This window comes from Leclercia sp. 119287 (assembly GCF_009734485.1).
Taxonomy (GTDB): Bacteria; Pseudomonadota; Gammaproteobacteria; order Enterobacterales; family Enterobacteriaceae; genus Enterobacter; species Enterobacter adecarboxylatus_C.
This window is the reverse complement of the sequence record NZ_CP046445.1, coordinates 3,163,266-3,179,058: the sequence shown is the minus strand read 5'-3', so window position 1 is coordinate 3,179,058 and position 15,793 is coordinate 3,163,266. Positions and strand designations below refer to the sequence as shown.

At 55.8% G+C, this 15,793-nt stretch carries 14 protein-coding genes; 13 read left to right on the top strand and 1 reads right to left on the bottom strand.

Annotation, left to right across the window (positions count from 1 at the left end; translation table 11 throughout):
* Positions 1–59: 59 nt before the first annotated feature.
* Together dcd and asmA are read left to right on the top strand one after the other, a co-directional pair.
* A complete protein-coding gene (dcd, locus tag GNG27_RS15405) occupies positions 60–641 on the top strand; it encodes a dCTP deaminase (protein ID WP_142486391.1) in 582 nt (193 codons plus the stop codon).
* 27 nt (positions 642–668) lie between these two features.
* Positions 669–2,522: an outer membrane assembly protein AsmA gene (asmA, locus tag GNG27_RS15400; RefSeq protein WP_142486390.1), complete on the top strand. Its 1,854-nt coding sequence runs from the start codon at positions 669–671 to the stop codon at positions 2,520–2,522.
* Between the two features lie 46 nt (positions 2,523–2,568).
* Here asmA and GNG27_RS15395 read toward each other — a convergent pair whose 3' ends face one another.
* Positions 2,569–4,152, bottom strand: a complete 1,584-nt coding sequence (locus tag GNG27_RS15395) for a TerC family protein (RefSeq protein WP_142486389.1) — start codon at positions 4,150–4,152, stop codon at positions 2,569–2,571.
* Positions 4,153–4,842: 690 nt separating this feature from the next.
* Here GNG27_RS15395 and GNG27_RS15390 point away from each other — a divergent pair.
* From GNG27_RS15390 to GNG27_RS15340, 11 genes are read left to right on the top strand one after another with little or no spacing between them, the layout of a single operon-like run.
* Complete coding sequence (locus GNG27_RS15390) at positions 4,843–5,979, top strand: polysaccharide export protein (RefSeq protein WP_156264210.1); 1,137 nt, start codon at positions 4,843–4,845, stop codon at positions 5,977–5,979.
* Between the two features lie 5 nt (positions 5,980–5,984).
* Positions 5,985–6,428: a low molecular weight protein-tyrosine-phosphatase Wzb gene (gene wzb / locus GNG27_RS15385; protein ID WP_142486387.1), complete on the top strand. Its 444-nt coding sequence runs from the start codon at positions 5,985–5,987 to the stop codon at positions 6,426–6,428.
* 2 nt (positions 6,429–6,430) lie between these two features.
* The gene (wzc, locus tag GNG27_RS15380) at positions 6,431–8,593 is read left to right on the top strand and encodes a tyrosine-protein kinase Wzc (RefSeq protein WP_156264209.1); all 2,163 of its coding nucleotides are present in this window, start codon (positions 6,431–6,433) and stop codon (positions 8,591–8,593) included.
* Positions 8,594–8,613: 20 nt separating this feature from the next.
* Positions 8,614–9,453: a colanic acid biosynthesis glycosyltransferase WcaA gene (gene wcaA / locus GNG27_RS15375; RefSeq protein ID WP_142486385.1), complete on the top strand. Its 840-nt coding sequence runs from the start codon at positions 8,614–8,616 to the stop codon at positions 9,451–9,453.
* Positions 9,454–9,455: 2 nt separating this feature from the next.
* Entirely contained in the window at positions 9,456–9,944 is a 489-nt protein-coding gene (gene wcaB / locus GNG27_RS15370; RefSeq protein ID WP_142490002.1) for a colanic acid biosynthesis acetyltransferase WcaB, read from the top strand.
* A complete protein-coding gene (gene wcaC, locus GNG27_RS15365) occupies positions 9,941–11,158 on the top strand; it encodes a colanic acid biosynthesis glycosyltransferase WcaC (RefSeq protein WP_156264208.1) in 1,218 nt (405 codons plus the stop codon). The genes wcaB and wcaC overlap by 4 nt, the downstream gene beginning before the upstream one ends.
* Positions 11,133–12,353, top strand: a complete 1,221-nt coding sequence (gene wcaD, locus GNG27_RS15360) for a colanic acid polymerase WcaD (RefSeq protein WP_142486383.1) — start codon at positions 11,133–11,135, stop codon at positions 12,351–12,353. The genes wcaC and wcaD overlap by 26 nt, the downstream gene beginning before the upstream one ends.
* Before the next feature lie 11 nt (positions 12,354–12,364).
* A complete protein-coding gene (wcaE, locus tag GNG27_RS15355) occupies positions 12,365–13,111 on the top strand; it encodes a colanic acid biosynthesis glycosyltransferase WcaE (RefSeq protein WP_142486382.1) in 747 nt (248 codons plus the stop codon).
* A 15-nt stretch (positions 13,112–13,126) separates the two neighbouring features.
* A complete protein-coding gene (wcaF, locus tag GNG27_RS15350; protein WP_156264207.1) occupies positions 13,127–13,675 on the top strand; it encodes a colanic acid biosynthesis acetyltransferase WcaF in 549 nt (182 codons plus the stop codon).
* A gap of 27 nt (positions 13,676–13,702) precedes the next feature.
* Positions 13,703–14,824 (top strand): GDP-mannose 4,6-dehydratase, encoded by a 1,122-nt coding sequence (gene gmd, locus GNG27_RS15345; RefSeq protein WP_106993498.1) that lies wholly within the window; start codon positions 13,703–13,705, stop codon positions 14,822–14,824.
* Between the two features lie 2 nt (positions 14,825–14,826).
* Entirely contained in the window at positions 14,827–15,792 is a 966-nt protein-coding gene (locus GNG27_RS15340; protein ID WP_142486380.1) for a GDP-L-fucose synthase, read from the top strand.
* The last annotated feature ends 1 nt before the right edge of the window (position 15,793 follow it).

Here is a 15,793-nt window from a genome sequence, read left to right as displayed (position 1 = left end):
CGGGTTCGCCCTCCGGCTTTATCGGCCTGAGGGCGCGATGCACGAAAGGAGAAAGTGGCATGCGTCTTTGTGACCGAGATATTGAAGCCTGGCTGGACGAAGGCCGTCTGACCATCACCCCGCGCCCGCCGGTCGAGCGGATTAACGGCGTCACTGTTGATGTGCGTCTGGGGAATAAGTTTCGTACCTTCAGCGGACATACCGCGCCCTTTATCGACCTCAGCGGGCCGAAAGATGAAGTCAGCGCCGCGCTCGATCGGGTGATGAGTGATGAAATCGTGCTGGACGACGGCGACGCGTTTTACCTGCACCCGGGTGAACTGGCGCTGGCGGTCACTTTTGAGTCCATCACCCTGCCGGCGGATCTGGTCGGCTGGCTCGACGGCCGTTCCTCTCTGGCGCGTCTGGGGCTGATGGTGCACGTCACCGCGCACCGTATCGATCCAGGCTGGTCCGGGCGGATTGTGCTGGAGTTTTTCAACGCCGGTAAGCTGCCGCTGGCGCTGCGCCCGGGCATGATGATCGGCGCGTTGAGTTTTGAGCCGTTAACCGGCCCGGCGGCACGTCCTTATAACGCCCGTCAGGACGCCAAATATCGCGACCAGCAGGGTGCGGTCGCCAGTCGTATTGATAAAGATTGAGCTTAAACCCGGTCCATTGAGGAAGCCATGAGAAGAGTTCTGACAACGCTGATGATTTTGCTGGTGGTGCTGGTTGCTGGCCTGTCAGCGTTGGTTCTGCTGGTCAACCCCAATGACTTCCGCGCCTACATGGTGCGTCAGGTCGAGGCGCGCAGCGGTTACGCTCTGAAGCTGGAGGGGCCGCTGCGCTGGCACGTCTGGCCGCAGCTCAGCATCCTGTCCGGGCGTATGTCGCTGACCGCACCGGGGGCGACAGTGCCGTTGGTTGCCGCCGACAACATGCGCCTCGACGTGGCGTTGATGCCGCTCTTTTCGCATCAGCTACAGGTCAATCAGGTGATGCTCAAAGGGGCAGTGATCCAGCTGACCCCGCAGTCTGAAGCGGTACGTAATGCCGATGCGCCGGTGGCCCCGCGTGAAAACACGCTCCCGGATAAAGCGGACGATGCCGGCTGGTCATTCGATATTGGCCGCCTGAAGGTGGCAGACAGCCTGCTGGTATTTCAGCATGAGGGTGACGAGCAGGTCACGGTGCGCAATATCAACCTGCATATGGAGCAGGATGAACATCACAAAGGCAAGATTGACTTTAGCGGCCGCGTTAACCGCAATCAGCGCGATCTGACCCTCTCCTTCGCAGCAAATGTCAACGCCTCTGATTATCCCCACCTGCTCAGCGCCGACATTCAGCAGCTGAGCTGGCAACTGACCGGTGTTGATCTGCCTGCGCAGGGCATCAGCGGGCAGGGTACGCTGCAGGCGCAGTGGCGCGAAGAGCAGAAGCAGCTCGAGCTTAACCAGCTCAGCTTACAGGCCAATGACAGCGCGCTCACCGGACAGGCGAGCGTGATCCTGGGCAAGGAACCGCAGTGGAACATGAACCTGCAGTTCGACAAGCTGAATCTTGAAAACCTCCTTCCTGCGCAGGCCGCCGCAGCCGCCGACGGCGAGGTGGTACAGCAGGGGCAAACTCAGGCTAAACCGCAGCGCCCGGTGATCGCCTCCAGTCTGGAGCAACCCGATTACAACGGCCTGCGCGGTTTTAGCGCCGATATTCTGCTGAAAGCCAATACCGTTCACTGGCGGGGGATGGACTTTACCCAGGTCTCCAGTCAGATGAGCAACAAAAACGGTCTTCTGACCATTGCTGAACTGAGCGGTAAGCTGGGGGAAGGGCATATCTCCTTACCCGGTACGCTCGATGTGCGTAAAGCCGTTGCCCGGTCGATGTTCCAGCCGCGTCTGGACAACATTGAGATCGGCACCATCCTGAAGGCCTTTAACTACCCGATTTCGCTGACCGGTAGCCTGACCATGGCGGGTGATTTCTCGGGCAGCAAGATTGACGCCGATGCCTTCCGTCACCACTGGCAGGGTCAGGCCCATCTGGAAATGCAGAATACCCGGATGGAAGGGCTTAACTTCCAGCAGCTGGTGCAGCAGGCCGTAGAACGCAGCAGCAATGTGAAGGTGAAAGAGAACGTCGATAACGCGACCCGTCTGGATAGCTTTGTCACCGATCTGAGCCTCGATGAAGGTCAGGTGACGCTGGATGATATGCAGGGCGCCTCGCCAATGCTGACCCTCGAAGGTAACGGCACCCTGGATCTGATCAAGGAGACGGCCGACACCCGCTTCAAAATCCGTGTGCTGGAGGGCTGGCTGGGTGAAGGTAAGCTTATCGATTTCCTCAAAACGACGCCGATCCCGCTGAACGTGTATGGCAACTGGCAGGCGCTGAACTACAGCCTGCAGGTGGATCAGCTGCTGCGTAAACATCTTCAGGATGAGGCGAAACGCCGTCTGAGCGGTTGGGCGGATAAGAATAAAGATTCGCAAAACGGCAAAGATGTGAAGAAGTTACTGGAGAAGCTTCAGTAAGCGCTCATTTCTCTCACACCCCGCCCGGGAAGGCGGGGTGAAAGTATCACAACTCGTAATCCACATCATCCTGCGTCATTAGCGGGATCAGCTGCACCTTCTGCACCCGGTGGTTTTCCACCTCCAGCGTTTTCAGCGCATAATCCCCCACCTGAACCTCTTCGCCCGGCTGCGGGATCCGCTGCAGGTACTCCATCAACAGACCAGCAATGGTGTGATATTCCCGCTTATCGTCCAGCGGCAGCGGCACATACTGGACCAGATCTTCCAGCGGCATATGGCCGTTGGCAGTCCAGCTGCCGTCAGCATTCTTCTGAATATCGTGCCGGGCGTCGATCTCCTCCACTTCGTTCGGCAGGTTCCCGGCGATGGTTTCCATCACGTCGCTGAGGGTCACGAGCCCCTCTACGGAACCAAACTCATCCACCACGAAGGCGAAATGGGTGCGCGCATTACGGAACTGCTCCAGCGCCTGCAGCAGCGGCAGCATCTCCGGGAACACCAGCGGCTGACGGATCAGAACCCGCAGGTTAAGCGGCTCGCCGCGCAGCTGCTGATTGAGCAGGTCGATAACGTGTACCACCCCCAGTAGCTCCTCTTCCTTTTCGCCACCTGTAACCACGATGCGGGTGTGCTGGTTTTTATCCAGCAGAGCACGAATGCTGCTCTCGGGTGTATTGAGGTCGATATGCTCAATATCGTGGCGCGAGGTCATGATGCTGCTGACGGAGCGCTGATTAAGGTGCAGCACCCGCTCAATCATCCGCCGCTCCTGCGGGGCAAAGATCGGGCTGTCGTCGTGGTCGGCCAGCAGCGAGGCGGCCTGCGCATCCAGTTCGGCATCCTCTTTCTTACCGCTCAGCAGACGAATAACCGTGTCGGCGGTACGCTGGCGCAGCGTCTGATTAGCGGAGAGGAAGCGGCGGCGGTTGAAGATCGCCAGCTGGTTCAGGGCCTCGATAATCACCGAGAAGCCAATCGCGGCATACAGATAGCCTTTCGGAATATGGAAGCCAAAACCGTCGGCCACCAGGCTAAAGCCGATCATCAGCAGGAAGCTCAGACATAAAATCACAATCGTCGGATGGTCATTCACAAAGCGCGTGAGCGCCTTGCTGGCCATCACCATCAGCGCAATGGCGATAATTACCGCAGCCATCATCACCGCCAGGTGATCGACCATTCCCACGGCGGTGATCACCGAATCCAGTGAGAAAACGGCGTCCAGCACCACGATTTGTGCGACCACGGCCCAGAATTTGGCTCCGCGCCGCTGGGTGGGGTTCTCGCTGTCCTTGCCTTCAAGCCTTTCGTTGAGTTCGACGGTGGCTTTGAAAATCAGGAAAAAACCACCAAACAGCATGATCAGATCGCGGGCGCTAAAGCCAAAACCGTGGACGGTAAACAGCGGGCGGGTGAGGGTCACCAGCCAGGAGATAGAGGCCAACAGCAGCAGGCGCATCACCATCGCCATTAACAGGCCGGTGATGCGGGCGCGGTCGCGCTGAGCAGGGGGCAGTTTTTCGGCGAGAATAGCGATAAAGACCAGGTTATCGATACCGAGCACGAGTTCCAGCACCACCAGGGTGACCAGACCGGCCCATATTGATGGATCTGCTATCCATTCCATAGTGTGAGTAATACCTTTCGTTATATGACAATTGTCACATTTCGATCATGGATACTGCGCCTGAAAAATGCAATGCCAGCCGGGCATTTATCTGCACAGATTTTCCTGAATCATGGGGGAAATAAACCTCGCACTCTGTAGGTTAATATTGTGAATAGTCTGTATTCTCGCAAAATAAGAAATATCGCAGGCCGAGATGGCTATCGAATAAAGTCAATATAAAGCTATTCCTAAAAATGCAGAAATGTCGGCGTTAATATTAATCTTAAAAGCCACGCCTTCGTAGATGTTTCCTTGCCTGCTATTCCGTTAGCTGCAACAATTCTTTCAGCATCAAATTGCGCTGCTTCCTGATGCTATTTCTGTGTCGGTTTAATGACGTGAAAAACTTATATCGGGTTCGGAATTTTCCTGCCTTTTATATTTTTCCGTTATGCCATATCAAAGAGGGTGTTTATCCCTAACTTACTGTTTATGCAGTGGATTGGTAACTGAAAGCCAAGGGCGGTAGCGTGCCTGAAGGCGTGATGATCAGCCTCGATTATTCTGTCAATAGCCTTAAGGTGAATAAGCTTCTTTTAGGACTGATGCCAGTTATATTTCTCTTTTATTAACTGCATGCTAAAACTAATACGCCTTTAGCTTATTTAAACGCACAGGGTAATTACCTGCCAAAGTGATAAATAATCAATGATGAAATCCAAAATGAAATTGATGCCATTATTGGTATCTGTGACCTTGATGAGTGGTTGTACAATCTTCCCCGGCAGCAATATCTCAACTTCCGGTAAGGATGTGATTAAACAGCAGGATGCTGATTTTGATATCAACCGCATGGTGAATGTTTATCCAATGACTCCGCAGCTGGTTGAACAATTACGCCCTCGTCCGGTCGTGGCGCGACCTAACAACAGCCTCGACCAGGAGATCGCCAACTACCAGTACCGCGTCGGGCCCGGGGATGTCATTAACGTCACCGTCTGGGATCACCCGGAGCTGACCACCCCGGCGGGGCAGTATCGTAGCTCCAGCGATACCGGCAACTGGGTTCAGGCGGATGGCACCATGTTCTATCCCTATGTCGGCAAACTTCGCGTGGCGGGCAAAACGCTCGCGCAGATCCGTAGTGATATTACCGGCCGTTTAGCGCAATACATCGCTGACCCGCAGGTGGACGTTAATATCGCCGCGTTCCGTTCGCAGAAAGTCTATGTCTCCGGCCAGGTGAATAAATCCGGCCAGCAGCCAATCACCAACGTGCCGCTGACGGTGCTTGACGCTATCAACGCCGCGGGCGGCCTTACCGATGGCGCCGACTGGCGCAACGTGGTGCTGACCCATAAGGGCAAAGAGGAGCGTATCTCCCTGCAGGCGCTGATGCAGAACGGCGATCTGAGCCAGAACCGTCTGCTCTATCCGAGCGATATCCTGTTTGTGCCGCGCAATGACGACCTGAAAGTGTTCGTGATGGGTGAAGTGAAGAAACAGAGCACTCTCAAGATGGACTTGAGCGGTATGACCCTGACCGAAGCGCTCGGCAACGCGGAAGGGCTGGATATGAGCACCTCCGACGCCAGCGGTATCTTCGTGATCCGTCCGATTACAGGAAACGCTGGGAAGGGCAAGATCGCCAACGTCTACCAGCTGGATATGTCTGATGCCACCTCGCTGGTGATGGCAACCGGGTTCCGCCTGCAGCCGTACGACGTGGTCTACGTCACCACCGCGCCGATAACGCGCTGGAACCGTGTGATGAACCAGCTGATGCCGACCATCAACAATATCCATACCATGACCGACACGGTACATCAGTACCACAACTGGTGATAACGATGTTTAACAAAATACTGGTGGTTTGTGTGGGGAATATTTGCCGTTCCCCCACCGCTGAGCGGCTTTTGAAACAGTACCAGCCACAGCTGACCGTCGCGTCAGCCGGGCTGGGGGCACTGGTAGGTAAAGGTGCTGACGAGCGCGCAAGTCAGGTCGCGGCAGAGCATCAGCTTTCGCTCGACGGGCATTGCGCCCGTCAGGTGTCAGCCAGCCTGTGCCGTGACTATGACCTGATCCTCGCCATGGAAAAACGCCACATCCACGCCCTGTGCGATATCGCACCGGAGATGCGCGGCAAGGTGATGCTCTTTGGTCACTGGGATAACGAGCGTGAGATCCCCGATCCGTATCGCAAAAGCCATGAAGCGTTTGAGGCGGTTTACACCTTACTCGACCAGTCTGCCCGCCAGTGGGCACAGGCACTGAACGTTCAGCAGGGATAATAATGACAGCAAACGTAAAACCTTCTGCCGCCCCGAGTGCGGGCAGTGATGAAATTGATATTGGTCGTCTGATCGGCACCGTGGTTGAGGCGCGCTGGTGGGTGATAGGGATCACCGCGGTATTTGCCGTTGCGGCGGTGATTTACACCCTCTTTGCCACCCCGATCTACAGCGCCGACGCGCTGGTGCAAATTGAGCAGAACAGCGGCAGTTCGCTGGTGCAGGACATTGGTTCGGCGCTGGCGAACAAGCCGCCCGCCTCGCAGGCGGAAATCGAGCTGATTCAGTCCCGCCTGGTGTTGGGTAAAACCTTGGACGATCTGGATCTCGATATCGGCGTCAGCAAAAACACCTTCCCGGTGTTTGGCGCAGGCTGGGATCGGCTGATGGGCCGTCAGAACGATACCGTCAAAGTGACCACCTTTACGCTGCCAGCCGGGGGGGCCAGCCAGGTCTTCACCCTTGAGGTGCTGGGCAAAGATCAGTATCAGCTCACCAGCGACGCCGGGTTTAGCGCCCGCGGCAAGGTGGGTGAAATGTTGACGAAAGACGGCGTGAGCATGATGGTAAGCGCCATTCATGCCGAGAGCGGCAGCGAATTTACCGTCAGCAAATTCTCAATGCTGGGGATGATCAATAACCTGCAGGGCAACCTGACGGTCACCGAAACCGGGAAAGATACCGGGGTGCTGAGGCTGAACTTTACCGGGGAAGACAAGGATAAGATCCGCGACATTCTCAACAGCATCACCCGCAACTACCAGGCACAAAACGTGAAGCGCAAGTCGGAAGAGGCGTCAAAAAGTCTCGACTTCCTTGCCAAACAGCTCCCGGAGGTGCGCGGTCATCTGGATGAGGCCGAGAACAAGCTCAACGCCTTCCGCCAGGATAAAGATTCCGTCGACCTGCCGCTGGAGGCGAAGTCAGTGCTGGATTCGATGGTCAACATCGACGCCCAGCTCAACGAGCTGACCTTTAAAGAGGCGGAAATTTCCAAACTCTACACCAAACGTCACCCTGCCTACCGCACGCTGCTGGAAAAACGCCAGACGCTGGAAGAGGAAAAAGCGAAGCTCAACGGTCGCGTCACCGCGATGCCAAAAACCCAGCAGGAGATCCTGCGTCTGACCCGCGACGTGGAGTCCGGTCAGCAGGTCTATATGCAGCTGCTGAACAAACAGCAGGAGCTAAAGATCACCGAAGCGAGCACCGTTGGCGACGTGCGGATTGTCGATCCGGCCATCACCCAGCCCGGCGTGCTGAAGCCGAAGAAGGCGCTGATTATTCTCGGCAGCATCATTCTCGGCCTGATGCTCTCTATCGTTGGGGTCCTGCTGCGCTCCCTGTTTAACCGTGGGATCGAAAGCCCGCAGGTGCTGGAAGAGCACGGCATCAATGTCTACGCCAGCATCCCTCTGTCGGAATGGCAGAAAACCCGTGACAACGTCAAAACCACGAACGGGGTTAAACGTTACAAACAGAGCCAGCTGCTGGCGGTGGGTAACCCGACGGATCTGGCCATCGAAGCCATTCGTAGCCTGCGCACCAGCCTGCACTTCGCCATGATGCAGGCCAGCAATAATGTGCTGATGCTCTCGGGGGTCAGCCCGTCGATCGGTAAAACCTTCGTCTGCGCCAACCTGGCGGCGGTGGTCAGTCAGACCAACAAGCGTGTGCTGTTGATCGACTGCGATATGCGTAAGGGCTACACCCACGAACTGCTGGGCACCAACAACGTAAACGGGCTGTCGGACATCCTGCTTGGCAAGGGGGATATCAGCCAGTGCGCGAAACCGACCTCCATCCCTAACTTTGACCTCGTCTCGCGTGGGCAGGTGCCACCGAACCCGTCGGAACTGCTGATGAGCGAGCGTTTCACCCAGCTGGTGAAATGGGCCAGCGAGAATTATGACCTGGTGCTGATCGATACCCCACCAATCCTTGCGGTGACCGATGCGGCGATTGTTGGTCGCCACGCGGGTACCACTCTGATGGTGGCGCGTTATGCGGTGAACACCCTGAAAGAGGTCGAGACCAGCCTCAGCCGCTTTGAGCAGAACGGCATTGCGGTGAAAGGGGTGATCCTCAACTCCATCTTCCGCCGCGCTACCGGGTATCAGGATTACGGATATTACGAGTACGAATATAAATCGGACAGCAAGTAATGAGCCATTCGGGGAATACCATGACACCACGCCCTTTGATTTCTATTTATATGCCGACATGGAACCGTCAGCAGCTGGCGATCCGTGCGATAAAGTCGGTATTGCGCCAGGATTACGACCACTGGGAATTGATCATCGTTGACGACTGCTCCTCCTCCTGGGAACAGCTGCAGCAGTTTGTCACTGACCTCAACGATCCGCGCGTGGTCTATACCCACAACGCCATCAACTCTGGCGCCTGTGCGGTACGCAACCAGGCGATCCTACAGGCCAACGGCCAGTACCTGACCGGCATTGACGATGACGACGAATGGACGCCGAACCGGCTCTCTACCTTCCTGGCGCATCAGCACCATCTGGTGACCCATGCGTTCCTCTATGCCAACGACTATGTCTGCGAAGGGGAGGTCTACTCCCAGCCCGCCAGCCTGCCGCTCTACCCGAAATCGCCATACTCGCGCCAGCTGTTCTACAAGCGCAACATCATCGGCAATCAGGTCTTTACCTGGGCATGGCGCTTTAAGGAGTGCCTGTTCGATACCGAACTAAAGGCCGCCCAGGACTACGACATCTTCCTGCGGATGGTGATGGAATATGGCGAGCCCTGGAAGGTGGACGAGGCGACGCAGATCCTGCACATCAACCACGGGGAGATGCAGATCACCTCCTCGCCGAAAAAGTTCTCCGGCTACTTCCACTTCTACCGCAAGCACCGGGACAAGTTCGACCGCGCCAGCCGTAAGTATCAGCTGTTTACCCTGTATCAGATCCGCAACAAGCGCATGAACTGGCGCACGCTGCTGACGCTGATCTCGGTGCGTAACGGCAAGCGCCTGGCTGACGGACTGCGGGGGAAATAATGGTGCTGGAAGATTGTCGCGCAAACAGCTGGAGCCTGCGCCCCTGCTGCATGGTGCTGGCCTATCGGGTGGCACATTTCTGCTCCGTCTGGCGCAAAAAGAACGTCCTCAACAATCTGTGGGCGGCCCCGGTGCTGGTGCTGTACCGCATCATCACCGAGTGCTTCTTCGGCTACGAAATCCAGGCCGCGGCCACCATCGGACGGCGCTTTACCATTCACCACGGCTATGCCGTGGTGATCAATAAGTTCGTGGTCGCCGGGGATGATTTTACCATCCGTCACGGCGTAACCCTCGGCAACCGCGGCCCGGACAGCCTGGCCTGCCCGGTGATCGGCAATAACGTTGAGCTGGGCGCCAACGTAGTGATGATCGGCGATATCACCGTGGGCAATAACGTCACCGTGGGAGCGGGAAGCGTGGTGCTCGACAGCATCCCGGACAACGCGCTGGTGGTGGGCGAGAAGGCCCGGGTGAAGGTGATCAAATGAATATTCTGCAATTTAACGTGCGTCTCGCCGAGGGCGGGGCGGCAGGGGTGGCGCTGGATCTGCACCAGCGCGCGCTGCAAAAAGGGCTCCAGTCGCGCTTTATCTACGGCTACGGCAAGGGCGGCAAGAAGAGCGTCAGCCACGACCGCTACCCGCAGGTGGTGAAACACACCCCGCGGCTGACCTCGGTAGCGAATATTGCGCTGTTCCGTCTGTTTAACCGCGATCTTTTCGGCAACCTTAATAACCTGTATCGCACCGTGACCCGCACGCCGGGCCCGGTAGTACTGCATTTCCACGTGCTGCACAGCTACTGGTTGAAGCTGGAGGAGGTGGTGGCCTTCTGTCAAAAGGTGCAGGCGCATAAGCCCGATACCACCTTCGTCTGGACCCTGCACGATCACTGGAGCGTCACCGGCCGCTGTGCCTTTACCGACGGCTGCGAAGGCTGGAAAGACAATTGCCAGAAGTGCCCGACGCTCGGCAACTATCCCCCGGTGAAAGTGGATCGCGCCCACCAGCTGGTGGCGGGTAAACGCCAGCTGTTCCGTGACATGCTGGCGCTCGGCTGCCAGTTTATCTCCCCCAGCCAGCATGTGGCCGACGCCTTTAACAGCCTGTACGGGGCAGGGCGCTGCCGCATCATCAACAACGGTATCGACGTGGCGACGGAAGCCATTCTGGCGGAGCTGACGCCGGTCGCCGTCACGCCGGGCAAACCGAAAATCGCGGTGGTGGCCCACGACCTGCGCTACGACGGCAAAACCAACCAGCAGCTGGTGCGCCAGATCATGGCCCTTGGCGATAAGGTCGAACTGCACACCTTCGGCAAGTTTTCGCCCTTTGACGGCGCCAACGTGATCAACCACGGCTTCGAAACCGACAAGCGCAAGCTGATGAGCGCCCTGAACGGTATGGACGCGCTGGTGTTCAGTTCCCGGGTTGATAACTACCCGCTGATCCTGTGCGAGGCGCTCTCCATCGGGGTGCCGGTGATCGCTACCCACAGTGACGCCGCCCGGGAAGTGCTGGAAAAATCAGGGGGCAAAACCTTCAGTGAAAACGAGGTGCTGCCGCTGGTGCAGCTGTCGAAGGCGGAGATCGCCCAGGCGGTTTTTGGCACTGACCTGGAATCGTTCCGCACCCGCAGCCGCCAGGCCTACAGTGGACAACAGATGCTGGAGGAGTATGTCTCGTTCTATCAGAATCTGTAGCTATCTGCTGCTGCCGCTGATCTACCTGCTGGTCAACGTCAAAATTGCCCAGTTGGGTGAGAGCTTCCCCATCACCATCGTCACTTTTTTACCGCTGCTGCTGTTGCTGTTCGTCGACAAGATTAGCGTGAAAAAGTTGATGATTGCGCTGGGATTGGGCGTCGGGCTGACGGCCTTTAACTACATCTTTGGTCAGTCGCTGGACGCCAGCAAATATGTCACCTCTACCATGCTGTTCGTCTATATCGTGATCATTATCGGGATGGTGTGGAGTATTCGTTTTAAAACTATCTCGCCGCACAATTATCGGAAGATCCTCAGGTTCTTTTATCTGGTCATCGGCATCATTGTTATGATAGCGGCGCTGGAGATGGCGCAAATTATTTTGACGGGCGGCAGTAGCCTGATGGAAATAATTTCGAAATATCTTATTTACAGTAATAGCTATGTACTGAATTTCATTAAATTTGGCGGCAAGCGTACCACGGCACTCTATTTCGAACCGGCATTCTTCGCTCTGGCGTTAATCTCAATTTGGCTCAGCATCAAACAGTTTGGTATCAAAACGCCCAAGAGCGATGCTATGATTCTTGCAGGAATAGTCCTGTCTGGATCGTTCTCCGGGGTAATGACCTTTATTCTTTTTTACCTCCTGGAGTGGGCGTTCCAGTATCTGAATAAAGAGGCCATCAAGAAAAAGTTACCTTTGGCGATCATTTCATTGTCAGTGTTTCTGGTCGGGGTGGTATTCGCCTTCCCGTATATTTCCGAGCGTCTGGGTGATTTAGGAACCGAAGGATCGTCATCCTATTACCGTATTATCGGTCCACTGGTGATGGTGGGTTACTCTTTAACCCATATTGATGGCGTTGTCAGATTTGGCTCACTTTATGAATATGTCGCATCATTCGGAATCTTTAACGGTGCGGATGTCGGAAAAACCATAGACAATGGCTTGTATCTGCTGATTATTTATTTTTCCTGGTTCGCAGTGTTATTAACGGCGTGGTATCTGTTCAAAGTTTTCAAAATGACGATCAGCGCCTTTGGTGATAATCAGAATTTTCGCGTACAGCTTTATCTTTTTACGCCGGTGTCGCTGTTTTTTACCGGGTCAATATTTAGCCCGGAGTACGCATTCTTAATTGTTTGCCCGTTTATTTTGCGCAAGGCGCTTAATATTACGCATTCATAACGAGGTGGTTTATGTTACTCAGCGTTATTACTGTTGCCTTCCGTAACCTTGACGGCGTGGTAAAAACCTGGCGGTCGCTGCGCAATCTGGCCCGCGATCCCAGCCTCAGCTTTGAATGGATTGTGGTGGATGGCGGTTCGAACGACGGCACGGCGGAGTTTCTCGAAAAACTGAACGGGGAGTTCAACTTACGTTACGTCAGCGAGAAGGACCGCGGTATCTACGATGCGATGAATAAAGGCATCGATATGGCCCAGGGGCGCTACGCTATCTTCCTTAACTCCGGCGATATTTTTCATGACGACGTGGCGCAGTTTGTACGCCAGCTCAACCGGGTGCAGGGTAACGCCATGGTCATGGGCGACGCCTTACTCGATTTTGGCGACGGCAATAAAGTCCGCAGGGCAGCGAAGCCGGGCTGGTATATTTACCACAGCCTGCCGGCCAGCCATCAGGCGATTTTCTTTCCCCTGAGTGGATTAAAAACGTACCCCTACGATCTGCAGTATCGCGTCTCGTCAGATTACGCCCTGACCGCCAGAATGTATAAAGCCGGTTATCCGTTTAAACGACTGCCGGGCCTGGTCTCTGAATTTTCGATGGGCGGGGTGTCAACCTCGAATAATCTTGAATTATGCCAGGATGCAAAAAAAGTGCAGCGCCAGATATTGCGCATGCCGGGCGTGCTCGCGGAATTATCTTATTTATTACGTCTGAAAACGACGGGTAAAACCAAAGCCTTATATAACAAAGCCTGAATATAAGGAAACACAATGCAGGAATTAAGTGGCTTCTCTGTGCCAAAAGGTTTTCGTGGCGCAGGCGGTATTAAGGTGCAGTTATGGTGGGCAGTGCAGGCAACGTTATTTGCCTGGTCACCACAAATAATGTACCGCTGGCGCGCCTTTTTATTACGCCTGTTTGGCGCAAAAATCGGAAAAAACGCAGTGATTCGACCGTCGGTAAAAATTACCTACCCGTGGAAATTAACCTTAGGGGATAACGCCTGGGTGGGCGACGACGCGGTGTTATATACGCTGGGTGATATTTCGATTGGTGCCAATTCGGTGGTATCGCAGAAGTGTTATCTCTGTACCGGCAGTCACGATTATATGAGTCAACATTTTGATATTAATGCGCAGCCCATCACCCTGGGTGAGAAATGCTGGCTGGCGACCGACGTCTTTGTCGCGCCCGGCGTTTCCATCGGCGATGGCACCGTTGTAGGTGCGCGCAGCAGTGTTTTTAAATCGCTACCGGCAAATAAGCTTTGCCGTGGCAATCCCGCAGTGGCGATACGCGAACGCGTTGAAACTGAATAACTTCTGATAAGTCTGGAGAAAATAAACATGTCTAAAGTCGCTCTCATCACCGGCGTTACCGGACAGGATGGTTCTTATCTGGCGGAACTCCTGCTGGAAAAAGGCTACGAAGTGCACGGAATCAAACGTCGTGCCTCCTCGTTTAACACCGAGCGCGTGGATCATATCTACCAGGATCCGCATGCAGCAAACCCGAAATTCCACCTGCACTACGGTGACCTGACCGACAGCTCCAACCTGACCCGTATTTTGCAGGAAGTGCAGCCGGATGAGGTCTACAACCTGGGCGCGATGAGCCACGTAGCGGTCTCCTTCGAATCCCCGGAATACACCGCCGACGTGGATGCGATGGGTACCCTGCGTCTGCTGGAAGCCATTCGCTTCCTTGGTCTGGAGAAGAAAACCCGTTTCTACCAGGCGTCCACCTCCGAGCTGTATGGCCTGGTGCAGGAGATCCCGCAGAAAGAGACGACCCCGTTCTACCCTCGCTCGCCGTATGCCGTGGCTAAAATGTACGCCTACTGGATCACCGTGAACTACCGTGAGTCCTACGGCATCTACGCCTGTAACGGCATTCTGTTCAACCATGAATCCCCGCGCCGCGGCGAAACCTTCGTCACCCGTAAGATCACCCGCGCTATCGCCAACATTGCCCAGGGTCTGGAATCCTGCCTGCACCTCGGCAACATGGACTCCCTGCGTGACTGGGGCCATGCCAAAGACTACGTGAAAATGCAGTGGATGATGCTGCAGCAGGAAAAACCAGAAGACTTCGTTATCGCCACCGGCGTGCAGTACTCCGTACGTCAGTTCGTTGAGATGGCGGCAGCCCAGCTGGGTATCAAACTGCGCTTTGAAGGCACCGGCGTGGAAGAGAAAGGTATCGTCGTTTCCGTCACCGGCCATGACGCACCGGGCGTGAAGCCGGGCGATGTGATTGTCCAGGTTGACCCGCGCTACTTCCGTCCTGCTGAAGTGGAAACCCTGCTCGGCGACCCAAGCAAAGCGCACGAAAAACTGGGCTGGAAGCCGGAAATCACCCTCCAGGAGATGGTGTCAGAGATGGTGGCCCACGATCTTGAAGCGGCGAAGAAACACTCCCTGCTCAAGTCCCATGGCTACGAGGTTGCCATCGCGCTGGAGTCCTGAGTATGAGCAAACAACGAATTTTTGTTGCCGGTCATCGCGGGATGGTGGGTTCCGCGATTGTCCGCCAGCTGGAACAGCGCGGCAACGTTGAACTGGTGCTGCGCAACCGTGATGAACTGAACCTGCTGGATGCGGGCGCGGTACAGGCCTTCTTTGCCGAACAGCGTATCGATCAGGTCTATCTGGCGGCGGCAAAAGTGGGCGGTATTGTTGCAAACAATACCTATCCGGCGGACTTCATCTACGAAAACATGATGATCGAGAGCAACATCATTCACGCTGCGCATCTGCATAACGTGAACAAGCTGCTGTTCCTCGGATCCTCCTGTATCTATCCGAAGATGGCGAAACAGCCGATCGCCGAGAGCGAGCTGCTGCAGGGCACTCTTGAAGCCACCAACGAGCCCTACGCCATCGCCAAGATTGCCGGGATCAAGCTGTGCGAATCCTATAATCGCCAGTACGGTCGCGACTATCGCTCGGTGATGCCGACCAACCTGTACGGCCCGAACGATAACTTCCACCCGAGTAACTCCCACGTGATCCCGGCGCTGCTGCGTCGTTTTCACGAGGCGACCGTCAGCAACGCGCCGGAAGTGGTGGTGTGGGGCAGCGGCACGCCGATGCGCGAGTTCCTGCACGTGGATGATATGGCTGCCGCCAGCATTCACGTGATGGAGCTGGCCCGCGAGGTGTGGCAGGAGAACACCGAGCCGATGCTGTCGCACATCAACGTCGGCACCGGGGTGGACTGCACCATTCGCGAGCTGGCCGAGACCATCGCTCAGGTGGTGGGATACAAGGGGCGCGTGGCCTTCGATGCCAGCAAACCCGACGGCACGCCGCGCAAGCTGCTGGATGTGACTCGTCTGCATCAGCTGGGCTGGTTCCATGAGGTGACGCTGGCCGCAGGGCTGGCCAGCACTTACCAGTGGTTCCTGGAAAACCAGCAGCGCTTCCGGGGGTAGA